This window comes from Lysinibacillus sp. NPDC094403, assembly GCF_050278745.1.
Taxonomy (GTDB): Bacteria; Bacillota; Bacilli; order Bacillales_A; family Planococcaceae; genus Lysinibacillus.
This window is the reverse complement of the sequence record NZ_JBNNTL010000004.1, coordinates 25,925-40,865: the sequence shown is the minus strand read 5'-3', so window position 1 is coordinate 40,865 and position 14,941 is coordinate 25,925. Positions and strand designations below refer to the sequence as shown.

Here is a 14,941-nt window from a genome sequence, read left to right as displayed (position 1 = left end):
TCATACTTTATTGTGACACTTTGATTTATAGACATATAGTTTTCCAACAACAAAAAAGCAGAGTAGCGTTAATAAGCTACTCTGCCTTTTTTTATTCAGTTTTACCGGAACCGTCATCTGGTACGGTTGGTTCAGTTGGCGTTGTTGGCGGTTTGCTACCATTATTGTTGCCATTGTTTCCTGGTGGGGTACCGTTATTTCCTGTATTGCCATTGTTACCATTCCCACTAGTGTTACCATTGCCATTAGCGTTGCCATTGTTATTGCCATTGTTATTGCCATTGCCATTGCCATTGTTACTGTTATTGCCATTGTTACCATTTCCGTTACCGTTGTGATTACCATTGTGATTACCGTTGTCTCCGTTATTGCCATTTTGATCAGGCGCTGTTGGATCTTCGACATCAGGTTTATCCGGAGTATCTGGCTCTTTATTTTCATCAGGAATACCTGTTACTTGGAAAGAGGTTGTACCTGGTTTACTGCGAGTACCATCTACAACTGCCACGACAGAAATCGTGTAATTGCCATCTTTTAGTTTGTTGCTAACTGTTAAGTCTTTGCTTTCCGATGTACCAAGAGAAATAGTCTCTCCACCTTCTTTTGTAGCAGATACTTCGAAGGTTGTTGGTAGCGGTTCATTTGTTTCCGGATTAAGCATTGCATCATGCTCCCAAGAAATATTGATAGATTGACCTTCTGTATCAAGGCTTGCACTTACATTGTAAGGTGTTGAAAGTTCTGGCATAGCGTATTCATTTGAAACTTCCTTAGGCTCTGTACCACGTACAAATAGCTCTGTACGACGTTTCTCACTTGGAGTAAAATCACTTGCTAATTTAAGTGGTTTTGTGCCTACTTCAATTGTAGCTTCCACAACTGAGTTTGGTTTTTTGAAACGTGATGTTTCAACGTTCGCCGAAATATCTTTCATTATTTGTTTAAATAAATGTTGTGGTAAACGACGTTCATCCCAAGTAGTAATTGGATCAAAATGTTTTTCATAACCACTCCAAATAGCGATTGAATAGTTTGTTGTGTAACCAGCAAACCATGAATCCGGCACACTTGTATCCGGTAAATTATGCTTGTTAAAATCTGCACTTGAATAGTTTGTTGTACCTGTTTTACCTGCGATATCTAATCCAGATACATTAGCAGCAGTACCTGATGCATCAGGCTTACTGCCGACAACGTCACGTAACATATCTGACACCATATAAGCTGTATAATCGCTCATTGCTACATTAGACTCTGGTGTGTAGTCTTTTGTTGTTTTACCATCGCGGTAAACGATTTTTGTAATCGAATAAGGATCAGTATAAACACCATTATTCCCAAATGCTGCATAGGAAGCTGCCATTTGTGTAGGAGACATTGTAATATCCCCACCACCGATTGCATCAGATTCATAAACATTTTCAGGATTAATACCTAAATGACCAACAAATTCTTTAGCTTTATCAATACCAACTTCTTTTAATGCTTTAACAGCTGGAACGTTTCGTGAAGCATATAAAGCTTTACGTGCTGTTATTGCACCCATATATTTATTATCCCAGTTCGTAATGGTTTGTTTAGATCCTGTGTAGTTCATAGGTTCGTCCACAAGTGTTTGACCTGTTGACCATTTTAAATTTTCGATAGCTGGTCCATAATCTAGTAATGGCTTCATTGTCGAGCCTGGTTGATGTTTTAAGTCATATGCATAGTTGAAACCACGTGCAGCTCCGTAATGGCGTCCGCCACCGATTGCTAGAATTTGACCAGTTTTCGTATCAACGACAGACACACCCGATTGAATTTCTTTTGTTGGGAAGTTACTGTCATCATTCATAATGTTTTCAACAGTTTGTTGTGCTTTCGGGTCAAGTGTAGTATAGACTTTAATTCCTTCTGCCATTGCACTACCATCACCGTTTTTCTCTAGTTCATTAATAACGACATCTAGGAAGGCATCGTATTTAGAGCCAGTAAATTTTTGACGTGTCGAATCGTCAGTTAGACCAGCTTGAATGTTTACTTTCTTTGCTTCTTCCATCTGAGCTTTTGTAATTTTACCATGTTGATACATTAATCCTAGAACAGTATTACGACGTTTTTCTGCAAGCTCAGGATTTTTTAATGGATTGTAAGCATTTGGACGTTGTACTAAACCTGCAAGTAATGCTTCTTCATCTAAAGTTAAATCTTTAAGTTCTTTACCATAGAAATATTGAGCTGCTGTTCCGAAGCCATAAACACGACCTGACATCAGCATTTTGTTAAAGTACATTTCAAAAATTTCTTCTTTTGTATATTTACGTTCTAATTGGAAGGAAAGCCAAGCTTCCTGTGCCTTACGTTTTAATTTTTTCTCATTTTGTAAAAATGAGTTTTTAACAACTTGTTGTGTTAATGTCGAGGCCCCTTGAGCCCCGAAGCCATCACGGAAGTTAGCGAGTATTGCACCACCGAGGCGATAAAAATCCATACCACCGTGTTCGAAAAAGCGTACATCTTCCGTTGCAAGGATAGCGTTAATCATATCCTGGGGTATATCTTCATACTTTACATATTTACGGTTTTCTGCACCAATTGTTGCAAACAAATCACCGTTTTTATCATAAAACTCAGACGAAACGGGGTCCTTCAGTAATTTTTCATCAAGTTCTGGTGCGGTACTTGCATAATAGGCAAATAACCCAGCACCTCCAATAAAGCATGCAGCAATAATAGCTACAAGTGTTAATGTAATGCGCTTGAACCATTTTTTCTTTGATGGTTTCGGAGCGCTTTTTTTATTTTTTTGAGCGAGAGCCTTTTGATGCTCACCGCGTGTCGCACGACGTTCAGTCATTCTTCTATCTCCTCACTTTCAGACCCATGGCTTTGTGCTTCAATGAGCCGTTGGATAATCGGTAAATAGTCGATACGTGGGTAATAGCTTGTAGGAATTTCAAAAGCTTCCTTTTCTATAGTTGAAAAGGGTATCGATTTACGTTCACCTTTTTCCATCGCTAGCCAGGCCTTTTGTAAAACATTGTATGGCACAATAAAATATCGTTCAAAAGCTGAGAAACGAACGATGATAAAAGCCACACCATTTTGTTCCGTCACTTGCTGCATATGTGTCATTTGATGTAAGTGAATATTTTTTAGTGGAAAACTAGTTTTTGAAGCCGTTTCCTTTGCATCAAAATCAATATAATGCCCTTTCCACACACCATTGTAATCTGTTGTTGATGGTGTTCGGAAATAAGCCTCACGAATAACTGCAGCACTTCGTGATGGGTACTCTACTTTGACGATTTGCACGGGAACAGGTTTCTTATGAATGATAGCAAGTTGCCTTTTTACATAAAAATCGTTTGCTTCATTAATTTCATCTTCGAGTGTTTTTCCTCGATTACTAAAAGAAAAATCTTTGTCCTTTCCCTTATTTACTGTTTTTTGAACAGCTGGATTAGGAGAATATAATTTCCCGTTCGGATAACGAATTGTCACTTAGTTCACCCTCTATAATACTGCTATTATACAATAGTTTACCATGATTAAGTAGCAGTTCTTCACTTCCATCGATAGTATGATTGATGCTAGATTAACAATAGATAAAATTACCAACAAATAATCGACCTTTGAACAATTTTCGTTACTTAAAGTCGAAAAATATCATGTAGTATAACTAGTTCTTTCACGAGAATCGTCAAAATAACAGATGAAATTTCCAAGCTAATTTATAGAAAAAACTATGCTCCACGTTAGCTTCACTACTTGATAGACGATTTTGAAGACAACGAAATTTAATAGAATAGTTCAACTAAATTTTATCGAATTTCTTCTTCTTTCAGCTAACTTACGCTTATTTTGTCACGCATGAAGGTAATTTTATACATGCGGGGAATACATAAATTAAAGCTAAAGGAGGCGTTATTTTGAACAAGTTAAAACAATTAGTTGCGCAGTTGGATCTGGTCAATCAATTACTGTTAACGAGAGTGTCTTTGGAAAACAATGCACAGAGTTTACATTTTTTTATGCAGCTCAAATCTGTTAGCCAGAAAGTAAGCTTAGCAGAAAAGAACTGGCAAGTAAAGAATGCTTGTTCGCCTATTAGTAGTGAAAAATGATAGACTTTGGTACACTTATCTCATATGCAATTTAAATAACTCAATATGAGTATTTTTTACACATTATTTACCATAAAAAATGTGGTGCATTGAAATAAATAAAGGCATTTATACTCAGTGGGAGTAAATTTACTCATATAAAGGGAATAATTTAGCAGATGAATTTTAAAATAGCATGTTTGGAAAATTAGCTTAAAGTGATAGTATGCGTTTAGGTTAATGCAGATGAATTTTTGTTTTAAAAATGGAACTAACAGTTGAAATTCGAACTTCTTTTTTAGAGGTCAAAGAAATTGTCAGCTAATAACGAGAATATTTTAAGGTTTATCACTAAAACTTGGGAATACATTTCGAAACGTATGCCATGTATATAGGTTGATGAGGTGAAGGCTTGGTGACTTTTGGGGGATCAGCGTCACAGATGACACACGGAGCGAGCAGGAAGAGAACGAAGGCAAAAAGCATCACTTCCTGTTGCGCCAAGCATCTCATCGGACGCCCTCGGGAAAGCCCACAGTCGGTACGGAATCAAATCCCACGTTATGAAGATGAGCCTTAATTGATGAGATGAGGTACGAAATTGGTATTAATACAGCAAACTTTGGAATTAATAGATGAATGTGAAAAATGTGTAGTACGCTTTTGGCAAATGCGTGAAGAAGACCGAACGCCAGATTTTTTTGCGGAGGTTAAGCCACATGCTGACGTCATTCACAAGCTTTTAAAGGAATGGCAGCTAGAGGCAAATAAATGGATTCAAAAAAATAGACCAAAATATATGCATACACAACAAATTGCTTCAGCGGTGGAATCGATGGAGCAATTTGTTGTGCAATCTTTTTATAAAGAAACGAGTAAAAAGCGTTTTTTAGATGCAATTCATTCAGTCTCTTATACGTTAAAAATTTTTGAACGGCTAGTGAAGGAGATAGAAACAGATGTTATCGAAAAAAAGGACCATTAGTGAACTGTTAAACGAGTGGAGATATGATGAGGAAATGAAGGAACGCATTTTACATTGGCAAACGCTTGAAGGGCGTGAAGCTAAATATGCACCTTTCCCAGGGAATTTACATCCTTCACTTGTAAAGGCTCTCCGAAACAGAGGGGTAGAACAACTGTATACTCATCAACGTCAGGCATTTGATTACGCTGTGGAGGGTGTTTCCTTTACTGCCGTTACACCAACAGCGTCTGGAAAATCATATTGCTATCATTTACCTGTACTTCAAAAAATATTAGAAGATAAAAATGCACGAGCAATTTATTTATTTCCAACAAAAGCTCTAGCACAGGATCAGAAAAATGACTTAAATGAATTGATTGAACAAAGTGGTGAAGAAATATTAAGTTATACGTATGATGGGGACACTGCGCCAGGCATTCGTCAAAAGGTTCGTAAGGCAGGGCATATTGTGATGACTAACCCTGATATGCTGCATTCGGGGATATTACCACATCATACGAAATGGGTTTCCTTATTTGAAAATTTACAGTATATCGTCATTGATGAGTTGCATACATATAAGGGTGTATTTGGTTCACATGTTGCCCATGTTATTCGGAGATTAAAGAGGATTTGTGAATTTTATGGCAGTAAACCGGTTTTCATTTGTACGTCAGCAACCATTAAAAACCCGAAAGAGTTAGCTGAAGCTCTAACGAATGAAAGCCATGCCTTAATCAGCGATTCTGGAGCGCCAGTTGGGAAAAAGACATTTCTTTTTTATAACCCGCCTATTGTCCATAAAACATTTGGCGTGCGTCGAAGTGCTGTTTTAGAGGTGAGTGATTTAGCCAAAAGACTTTACACTGCTGGAATTCAATCCATCATTTTTGCCAAAAGTCGTGTACGTGTAGAAATGATTGTGACCTATTTAAAGGAGCTTACACGCAATAAGCTTCTGGATGAATCGGTGCGTGGTTATCGTGGGGGGTATTTGCCATCTGAGCGACGTGTTATTGAAAAAGGTTTGCGTAATGGCACAATTCAAACAGTTGTGAGTACAAATGCGTTAGAATTAGGCGTCGATATAGGCCAATTACAAGCTTGTATCATGACGGGTTACCCGGGAAATATTGCAAGTGCTTGGCAGCAGGCGGGACGTGCGGGAAGACGGCAGGATGAGGCTTTAATTATTTATGTTGCGCAATCGACCGCACTTGATCAATACGTTGTGAATCATCCGCTGTTTCTACTTGGCAGTAACCCTGAGGAGGCGCGTATTTATCCTGAAAATATGCTGATCTTAATGGATCATTTGAAATGTGCAGCTTTCGAGCTCCCATTTTCAACATTCGATACGTATGGAGAATATGAAATTCAGGAATTGTTGGATTATTTAGCAGAAGAAGGGGTGGTCTTTAAGACGAGTGACAAATGGCATTGGATGAATGACAGATTTCCTGCACATGACATTAGTCTTCGTTCGGCTTCACAAGAAAATGTTGTGATAATTGATATGACTGTCCCTGCACAAACAAAGGTTATTGGTGAAATGGATCGTCATAGTGCTATGACATTGCTACATGAAGAGGCTATTTATTTGCATCAAGGCATTCAATTTCAAGTAGAAAAGCTTGATTGGGAAGAAAAGAAAGCCTTTGTGCGTGAAGTAGATGTTGATTATTATACAGATGCTAATCTAGCAGTTGAAATGAAAGTGTTAGAGGAAGATCGAAGTCGAGATTATAAGAGTGGTATGATTAGTTTCGGTGATGTTGGTTTAGTTGCACAGGCAACGTTATTTAAAAAAATAAAGCTCCATGAAAAACATGACAATATCGGGTCAGGTCCAATTCATTTACCGCCTGATGAAATGCATACAAGTGCATCATGGTTATCATTTAAGATGCCTCATGGTTGGTCAGAGTTAGATTTAGATGCTGCCATGATTGGGGCTGCTTATGCTATGAATGCCTTTATTCCAATCTTTATTCAATGTGATAGTAGTGATATTGCTGTCGTGCCTCAAATTAAGGCCACACATAATGAGCTACCAACATTTTTTGTTTATGACAAATACCCTGGTGGTATTGGTCTTAGTGAAAAAGTTTATGACTTGTGGGAGGACTTATTAACAAAGACGCAGCAACATATCGAGAGCTGTCCTTGTGAATCGGGTTGTCCATCTTGCATTGCTCCACAAGACTCAATATTTAATGTGAAAAGTAAAATCGTCAAACTGCTTCAAATATTAAACTAACAGTAGTAAAGAGGGTGAGAGGATATAGATTAAATCTTCAATCCCTCCTCTTTGATTATTTTATAAATCATTTTACGGTTAATATGAGTTAATTCCTCTAATCTTCGACTCCATAGTAGCAGTAGGGAATAGACTACCAATCAAATTTTGCTGTTCTCGTTCGATTAAATCATCCCCCAGTTTTTCTTTTGACCATGTTCCATCCAATTTATTGGAAAATGGATTGCGACAGTCATAAAAGGTTTTCAATCGAAAGCTGGTAAATCGATTGATGCGAAACTAAAAATTACGGATTACAAAGTGACATTTGGATTTTCTTAATTGTTCATTTTTATTTTTTTTATTAACTGTATAAACGGTAAATCGAAGGGGAAGAAAGAATGCAAGTGGCCGAAATAAATAGTGAGCTATTTATGAATTTAGGTGATAACACGGGGAATACTCGTTCTAATCGATTTATTCGATTAGGGCGTTTTTTATTTTAATGGATCAATTAACGGCAAAGGGTGATTAGCATGAATATTGATTTTTTATCAAACCATACCGATAAAATAAAAGAAGTTTCTGAAATGATTTTTAAGGAATTTGTAGTAAAAAATGAAAGTGATATGAAATTTGAAGATGTTGTTAAACATTTTTCAAATACTAAGGATAATGAATTTCCGATAACACTTGTTGCTTTAGAGAATGGAGAATGTTTAGGAACCGTATCAATCTTTGAAAACGATTTAAAGATAAGAGATATGTATAAACCTTGGCTTGCATCGCTATACACGAATCCTGAGTATCGTGGCAGAGGTGTAGGACAAAAGTTAGTAGCCAAAACCATAGATGTAGTCAAAGAATTAGGATTTAAAGAACTTTATTTAAGAACAGAAGATGCATCTGACTATTATAGAAATAGTGGATGGACTTATCTTGAAACTGTTTCTGACGATAAATACGAAAAAATTGATGTATTTAAAATAAAGTGCATTTGATTTAATAAACCAACTATTTTGTGAAAAATTGTACTTAAAGTAACGAGTGCTTTAGTAAATTATCATGGATTGCCATAGGTAATTCTAATTTCTTTTTCATACAAGGCAACAGTTTAAGGAGGAAGTGAATGACAATATCTATTCACGATGGTGTGTTAGTTGGGTACACAGTAAATTTTCTAGAAAATGAATTGCTATTAGATATTGAAACGGCGGCAGATGAAATTGTAACTGTTACATTCGAGAATTACTTAGCACATTATTTCGATCATGTAATGGCAGGGAGTATTTTATTCGATATTGAAGAAATAGATTTGCATACATTTTTCGTAGAGAACAGAGAACAATTTGAATCACATAAATTATATGCTTGGCCGATTTGGTACGATGATACGAATGAACTCGAACAATACTTACAAAAAAATAATTATAAATGCTATGTTATTAGTGCATCACTAGGATTAACAGGTTATGTATTTGCTAAAACGCAGAAAATCAAAAGGAAATGATAAGTTTCTTTAATTAAAGATCATTTATTGCTTAGGCAGCTCTTTTTTTACGAAGTATTTAGCTAAACAAGTTATAAAATGAAAAGAATAAACATTAAAAAAAGCATTCAGGGAACAGTTTACCCTTGAATGCTTTTTCACTTCTTTTATTTAGAGTGGATTTCCTGTACACGTCTGATTTGGTAAAAATATCTTAAATGATATCTCTGGTAATCTTCCCTTTTTCGATCCTTTTTTAACAATATCAACAGCTTTACTTGGTAATACGTCTTTCCGATATTGTCCGTATATTAGACACCCATTTTTCTACGGGTATTGCTTGTTTTTTTCGTTTGCTGGCTTTTCATTTTTTTTGTTGAAAGGTCGGCATTCTTTTTTCCTTTATTAGCTGAGGAATGGTTCTTTTTGTTTTCAAGCTGACGTTTCACTGCCTCTTGCAGGCTAATTTTTTTTGGTACTTCAGATTGATTATTCTCGGTCATAGAAAATGCTCCTTTTTTGAATATGATAGTTAGTCCAGTATAATCTATTTTTTATTATTTGTGAAACTTTCCGCTTTAACTTACAACAAGTGAAGACGCTTTTTTACTAACTGCGCAGTTTAGTTTAAGTAAGACTGCTGGTAAAATAAAAGGAAAAATGTAGTTTAGGATATGGCAGAGGGTGAATAAGTTGTCTTCTTTCATGTGTGTATAAATCATTTTACGATTACAATGTTCTGTTCTTAATTTTAGCAAAATTTATACGGTTTTAAAGAGGTAACCAAAGTACTCTAACGAAATAAAAATAAGAGCATGATTCTTGAGGGAGAGAAAGATGATATTTGTATACAACTTAGAATTAAAAAACACTGATTTCAGTCATCAGACAAAGCAACTATTGAATTATGTATCAATTGATAGAATAAAAAAGATCCAATCATACAAATTTAGTGTCGATCAACTTCTTTCATTATATGGGGAATTATTAGTTCGTAAAGGAATAATGGATTTAACCGGTATGAAAAATGAGGAAATCGATTTCAATATAGGGCTTTATGGGAAGCCATATGTGATGCAACTAGATGGAATATTTTTTAATATATCCCATACAAGAGATTGCGTGTGTTGCTGTTTATCAACTGAACATCAGATTGGTATTGATGTCGAAAGAATACAAAGTCCACCATATGAAATAATGAGGGATTTTTTTCATCCTAACGAAATCAAAATGATTAATTCTCCAAAAAATGATGACAGAGATAATTTGTTTTATGAAATGTGGACTAGAAAAGAAGCTTATTTGAAAAGAAAGGGCATTGGAATCAATCAGGAAATCACTAAATGTGACACTTTACAAGTTGAGGATTGTTTCCATACTCTGAGAATTAAGAATTATTTCTGTACTATTTGTAGCGAGGAATCTACTCTCCATTCTCTCACTGAATTATCCGAAAGAGAATTGTTCAATTATTTTATAAAAGAATAGACAGTGTAATGTTTTGGAATCCATATATCAACATCGCTACATTTATTTTGTCTTAAAACGGAGCGTCGGTTTAGGAGGCAGAATTTCGGACCTTTTCGGACCTTTTCGGTACACCACATAAGTAGCCTTATATCAGACCTTTTAATCGAATATACGGCTTAGTTCGTTTGTTTAATATAGTAGGTCAATGCAGTTTTCGAACTAAAATTTTCAAGGTTTTAATGGATGTCGAATTCGAAGTTTCTTCATATATACATTAAAATCCAAACTGATGCTTTCACCTTACTATAAATCGACTTTAACCAAAATAGCATATCTTCTCTTTGTGCAAGCTAAAAGATGCGCTATGATTAATATAGTTTATACTTGTAGTAAAAAAACAATGACAATCCTCAATTTTGAAAGTGTAATAATCAAAGAGTTTTATCCATTGTGATTCAGTTTTTCCTTCAAGATAGTTTTCAGGAACCAAAAAATACTACAAGTTTTAGCAATCTTACATGCAGAAAATGAGTGAAGAAAATGTCTTACGAAAATAAAATTTTACAAATGAAAAAAATGCTCGGTAAAAAAACGACAACAACTATAAAAAAAGAGAATAAACCTGCCTATCAAAAACCTGTTGCTCCAAGCTATACTGAACGGTGGGAAAAGGCGGGACTGACAGTTGTAGAAAATGAATTCGGTATTGTTTTTAAACGACAGGTGCGTTATCCGTTTAGTTATCAGCATGGTCATTATAAGTTGCAGTCATTTTTTGAAGCATTAGTAAAATGGCAAGAGGCAAAGTTCGAACATCCATATGCCCTAGAAATGAATGAAAGGGTATTGTTTTTTGATACGGAAACGACTGGCTTAAAGGGTGTAGGCACACAAATTTTTCTTTTAGGCTTCTTAGAAGTATCGGAGGAAGATGAAAGCTTTATTTTAACTCAATATATTCTAGCCGATCCTGCTCATGAAACAGCGTTACTTTTTGAATCAAAGCTTTGGCAAAAAACAGCGACGGTTATTACCTACAATGGAAAAAGCTTTGATTGGCCGCAACTTGAAACACGTTGGACACTCAACCAAAAAGAATTACCTAAACTGCGTACACAGCGGCAAATCGATTTACTGCATAGTTCAAAGCGTTTATGGAAAAATGATATGGAACGAATGAAATTAAAAGCTGTGGAAGAAGAGAAGCTTGGCTTTTCTCGCACTGGAGATATACCTGGATATCTTGCACCAATTATTTATTTAGATGCAGTCAAAAGCGGTGTTCCAGATGCACTTATGAAAGTCCTTCTTCATAATGAATGGGATTTACTTTCACTGATTACGCTTTATGTCCATTCCACAAATTTGCTATTTGAAGAGACGAGTGAAGAATCAGCAAAAACGTTTACGAATATTGGGAAATGGTATGCTGATTTAAAAGAGAGTTCACAGAGTGTAAAGGTTTTAGAGAAAGTTACGACCCAATTTGATGCGCTTGAAGCAGGAAATGCACAATATTATTTAGCAATCCAACATAAAAGAAATAAAAAGTTTAGTGAAGCGATAGATGCATTTGTAGCTGCCCTACATTTTGTTGATCAACGAAAAAAGTTGCATGTATTAGAACAGCTAGCTATGCTCTATGAGCATCAAATGAAAGACTATAACCAGGCCCTTTATTATACGCAAGAGGGCATAAAATTAATTGAAGAGAATGAGCAATGGAGAGTGGAACAAAAGAAAAAATGGGAAATTTCCTGGGATAAGCGGTTACTCAGGTTAGGAAATAAGAAATAATTTCCCGGGTAAGCGCAAGAAACGACAAGTTTAGCCTTACATTTGAGGTTTTCAGACGATATAATGTGATGAAGTGTGCTATAATGAAACGTATGTAGTGTGAGGAAGGGCGATGTGAATGGATATTAAATTAACGTCAAAAATGATCCTTGAAAAGGAATTTAAGAAAAATTTTAAAGGCTACAATGTAGAAGACGTCGATTCATTTCTTGATGAGATAATACAAGACTATGAAACGTTTGAAAAAGTGGTGGCCCAACTTCGTGAAGAAAATAAACAGTTAAGAGAAGATATTGATAATACTCCTAAGAGACAACCTGTCGCATCGGCAGCAGCTGGGACGACAAACTTTGATATTTTAAAACGTCTTTCGAATTTAGAGAAACACGTATTTGGTAGTAAGTTGTACGAATAATTTTTTTGTCAATTATATTGTATTTATCATAAAACTCTAGTATAATCTTTTGTATCATCATGAATTTCGAGTAATCGCTGCGGCGCTAGACGTCGTAGAGGAAAGTCCATGCTCACACGGCTCTGAGATGACCGTAGTGTTCGTGCTTACTGAAAAAATAAGGTAAGGCAGCTGTAAAGGCTGACGGCGAAAGGAAAACCTAAGTCTTAATGATATGGTTGAAACTTTCTGAAAGTGCCACAGTGACGTAGCTTGCTTGGAAACATGCAAGGTGGAACGAGGTAAACCCCACGAGTGAGAAACCCAAATTATGGTAGGGGCACTCTCTAGAAGGAATTGAACGGATAGAGGGACAGAGTTCGCTCTGTAGATAGATGATTACTACCCGGCCGTACGAGGCATTAGCTGTTTGAGTACTCGGGAACAAAACATGGCTTATGAAATTTTTTGATGCTTATTTATGAAATGACAAGCGCTCTCCAATTTGGTGGAGAGCTTTTCTTTTGAATACAGTAAGAAAAAGTTACTTGTTAATCATGTCTAGGCATGTGCGATATAAGTTAGAGAATAAGGCTGTACACTGTTAGTCATGCCTCTGTCACTACGATTTAAACATAAACATCTAAAAAACAGATATCGCAACGATGTACATATTTGTCTACTTATGAGTAGACTGGCGCAAATGCGCTTTTCTAAAAAATAAGGGTAGTAAAGAGAGATAGGATGGAGCGGTAACATGAACAGAGTGAACGATAGTCTGGAGAAGCTAAATTCAATTTCCAAATATCCTATTGCCTTAATGACGAAAATTTTCGAAAATGTATCTGAAGGCATCATGATTACGGATAAATATAAAAGAATAGAAATGGTCAATCCTGCATTTGAATTTGTTACTGGCTATAAGCGTGATGAAGTGAATGGAAAAACGCCAGCCGTTCTACAGTCAGGTGTACATGAATTGCAATTTTATTTAGATATGTGGCAAAAGATACGACAAGAAGGCATTTGGCAGGGGGAAATATGGAATCGTCGTAAAACCGGAGACATATATCCAGAATGGTTAACAATTGTCGGTATAGCCAACGATGAGGGAGAGATTACAAATTACTGTGGTATTTTCACAGATTTGTCTGAAAGAAAAATAGTAGAAAATGAACTAGAAAAGCGTTTATTAACTGACTCATTAACGGATGTATCAAATCGATTTGCTTATATTGAAAGAATGGATAATCTATTAGAATCAACTTCTACTATTTCTCATTCAGTACAGCATGCAGTCTATTTTTTAGATTTAGATCGATTTAAGCAAATTAATGATACGTTAGGTCATTCAGTAGGGGATACCATTCTAGTGGAAGTGGCAAAGCGCTTAAAAACATTGTTAAAAAATAAAGATATCATTGCAAGATATGGCGGTGATGAGTTTATTATTACGTTAACAAATGTAAAGAATGCTAAAGAAGCCGCCAATTTTGCTGAACAAATTATTGGGATTATTGAACAACCTCTGGATATTAATGGTCAAGATATATTTATTTCTACGAGTATTGGTATCAGCATGTATCCATCAGATGGTGAAACAACGGAGCAATTGATTCATTGTGCTGACAAGGCAATGACTTATTCTAAAAAGAATGGCCTGAACGACTATGCGTTTTATTTTGATGAATTGAAGACTGACTCCCAGCGTGTTTTATTATTAGATTCGGAACTACGGAGAGCTATTGAAAATCGAGAATTTGAGCTGCATTTCCAACCTAAAATATCTATGGCAAATGAAGAGATTCAAGGCTTAGAGGCTCTAGTTCGTTGGAATAGTGAAAGGTTAGGATTTGTTTCTCCAGCAGAATTTATTCCTTATGCAGAGGAAACAGGATTAATCATTCCTTTAAGCGAAGTGATTATAGAAAAAGCTTGCGAGGCAGTTATAGAGATGCGTCAATGTGGTTACAAGACTTCAGTTGCCATCAATATTTCAAGTATTCACTTTAAGCAACAAAACTTTTTAGACTCAGTTCAAGCGATATTAGAGCGTTATAACACGCCTGCTAGTAATTTTGAAATAGAAGTTACAGAACGTACTGTAATGAACAGTGCAAATGAAACGGTTAGCAAGCTTGTGCGACTCAAGAAAATGGGCTTTAAAATCTCTATTGATGATTTTGGGACAGGCTATTCGTCTCTTAGTTATTTAGTTCGCTTCCCCCTTGATTATTTAAAAATCGATCGAAGCTTTATTCAGCACATTGGCTCACTTGATGAAAAACAGGCAGTAGTGGATGCGATTATCCAAATGTCGCATCGCTTAAAAATGAAAGTTGTTGCTGAAGGTGTAGAACAGGCACAACAAGTGGACATACTACGTAAAATGAACTGTGATATAATCCAAGGCTATTATTACAGCAAACCGTTGCCACTTCACGAACTTATTGAGTTTATGGAGTATTGGGAAATTGAACATCTAGGAAGGAATTAG

Annotated in this window: 12 protein-coding genes and 1 other RNA gene; 10 read left to right on the top strand and 3 right to left on the bottom strand. The window is 35.9% G+C overall.

Features of this window, described 5'->3' with window-relative positions; all coding sequences use genetic code 11:
* Positions 1-91: 91 nt before the first annotated feature.
* Both ACQKMV_RS08700 and recU read right to left on the bottom strand, forming a co-directional pair.
* Entirely contained in the window at positions 92-2,839 is a 2,748-nt protein-coding gene (locus ACQKMV_RS08700) for a PBP1A family penicillin-binding protein (RefSeq protein ID WP_427503426.1), read from the bottom strand.
* Positions 2,836-3,486, bottom strand: coding sequence for a Holliday junction resolvase RecU (gene recU, locus ACQKMV_RS08695; RefSeq protein ID WP_427503425.1), 651 nt, complete (start codon positions 3,484-3,486; stop codon positions 2,836-2,838). Before recU ends, ACQKMV_RS08700 begins: the two co-directional genes overlap by 4 nt.
* A gap of 428 nt (positions 3,487-3,914) precedes the next feature.
* Here recU and ACQKMV_RS08690 point away from each other — a divergent pair, with 428 nt between their 5' ends.
* From ACQKMV_RS08690 to ACQKMV_RS08670, 5 genes are all read left to right on the top strand, one after another.
* Entirely contained in the window at positions 3,915-4,109 is a 195-nt protein-coding gene (locus ACQKMV_RS08690; protein ID WP_427424533.1) for an endonuclease, read from the top strand.
* 580 nt (positions 4,110-4,689) lie between these two features.
* Entirely contained in the window at positions 4,690-5,073 is a 384-nt protein-coding gene (locus ACQKMV_RS08685; RefSeq protein ID WP_427503424.1) for a YppE family protein, read from the top strand.
* On the top strand, positions 5,048-7,315 hold the full coding sequence (locus ACQKMV_RS08680) for a DEAD/DEAH box helicase (RefSeq protein ID WP_427503423.1): 2,268 nt from the start codon (positions 5,048-5,050) through the stop codon (positions 7,313-7,315). Before ACQKMV_RS08685 ends, ACQKMV_RS08680 begins: the two co-directional genes overlap by 26 nt.
* 515 nt (positions 7,316-7,830) lie before the next feature.
* Positions 7,831-8,295, top strand: a complete 465-nt coding sequence (locus ACQKMV_RS08675; RefSeq protein WP_427503422.1) for a GNAT family N-acetyltransferase — start codon at positions 7,831-7,833, stop codon at positions 8,293-8,295.
* Between the two features lie 128 nt (positions 8,296-8,423).
* On the top strand, positions 8,424-8,804 hold the full coding sequence (locus ACQKMV_RS08670; protein ID WP_427503421.1) for a hypothetical protein: 381 nt from the start codon (positions 8,424-8,426) through the stop codon (positions 8,802-8,804).
* Positions 8,805-9,094: 290 nt separating this feature from the next.
* Here ACQKMV_RS08670 and ACQKMV_RS08665 read toward each other — a convergent pair whose 3' ends face one another.
* Positions 9,095-9,286 carry a hypothetical protein gene (locus ACQKMV_RS08665; protein ID WP_427503419.1) on the bottom strand — a complete coding sequence of 64 codons (192 nt, stop codon included), beginning with the start codon at positions 9,284-9,286 and terminating at the stop codon, positions 9,095-9,097.
* Positions 9,287-9,620: 334 nt separating this feature from the next.
* Here ACQKMV_RS08665 and ACQKMV_RS08660 point away from each other — a divergent pair, with 334 nt between their 5' ends.
* The 5 genes from ACQKMV_RS08660 to ACQKMV_RS08640 all read left to right on the top strand — a co-directional run bounded on the left by ACQKMV_RS08660 (position 9,621) and on the right by ACQKMV_RS08640 (position 14,941).
* On the top strand, positions 9,621-10,271 hold the full coding sequence (locus tag ACQKMV_RS08660; protein ID WP_427503418.1) for a 4'-phosphopantetheinyl transferase family protein: 651 nt from the start codon (positions 9,621-9,623) through the stop codon (positions 10,269-10,271).
* A 522-nt stretch (positions 10,272-10,793) separates the two neighbouring features.
* A complete protein-coding gene (locus ACQKMV_RS08655) occupies positions 10,794-12,050 on the top strand; it encodes a ribonuclease H-like domain-containing protein (protein WP_427503417.1) in 1,257 nt (418 codons plus the stop codon).
* Positions 12,051-12,168: 118 nt separating this feature from the next.
* On the top strand, positions 12,169-12,465 hold the full coding sequence (gene gpsB, locus ACQKMV_RS08650) for a cell division regulator GpsB (protein ID WP_427424525.1): 297 nt from the start codon (positions 12,169-12,171) through the stop codon (positions 12,463-12,465).
* A 62-nt stretch (positions 12,466-12,527) separates the two neighbouring features.
* Positions 12,528-12,907: RNase P RNA component class B (gene rnpB / locus ACQKMV_RS08645), an RNA gene on the top strand.
* 294 nt (positions 12,908-13,201) lie between these two features.
* Positions 13,202-14,941: an EAL domain-containing protein gene (locus tag ACQKMV_RS08640; protein ID WP_427503415.1), complete on the top strand. Its 1,740-nt coding sequence runs from the start codon at positions 13,202-13,204 to the stop codon at positions 14,939-14,941.

Bases quoted from the DNA above. Each gene is read 5' to 3' on its own strand.
- ACQKMV_RS08680 (WP_427503423.1), top strand. From the start codon at position 5,048: ATGTTATCGAAAAAAAGGACCATTAGTGAACTGTTAAACGAGTGGAGA.
- ACQKMV_RS08665 (WP_427503419.1), bottom strand. From the start codon at position 9,286: ATGACCGAGAATAATCAATCTGAAGTACCAAAAAAAATTAGCCTGCAA.
- ACQKMV_RS08660 (WP_427503418.1), top strand. From the start codon at position 9,621: ATGATATTTGTATACAACTTAGAATTAAAAAACACTGATTTCAGTCAT.
- ACQKMV_RS08655 (WP_427503417.1), top strand. From the start codon at position 10,794: ATGTCTTACGAAAATAAAATTTTACAAATGAAAAAAATGCTCGGTAAA.
- gpsB (WP_427424525.1), top strand. From the start codon at position 12,169: ATGGATATTAAATTAACGTCAAAAATGATCCTTGAAAAGGAATTTAAG.
- ACQKMV_RS08700 (WP_427503426.1), bottom strand. From the start codon at position 2,839: ATGACTGAACGTCGTGCGACACGCGGTGAGCATCAAAAGGCTCTCGCT.
- ACQKMV_RS08675 (WP_427503422.1), top strand. From the start codon at position 7,831: ATGAATATTGATTTTTTATCAAACCATACCGATAAAATAAAAGAAGTT.
- ACQKMV_RS08670 (WP_427503421.1), top strand. From the start codon at position 8,424: ATGACAATATCTATTCACGATGGTGTGTTAGTTGGGTACACAGTAAAT.
- ACQKMV_RS08640 (WP_427503415.1), top strand. From the start codon at position 13,202: ATGAACAGAGTGAACGATAGTCTGGAGAAGCTAAATTCAATTTCCAAA.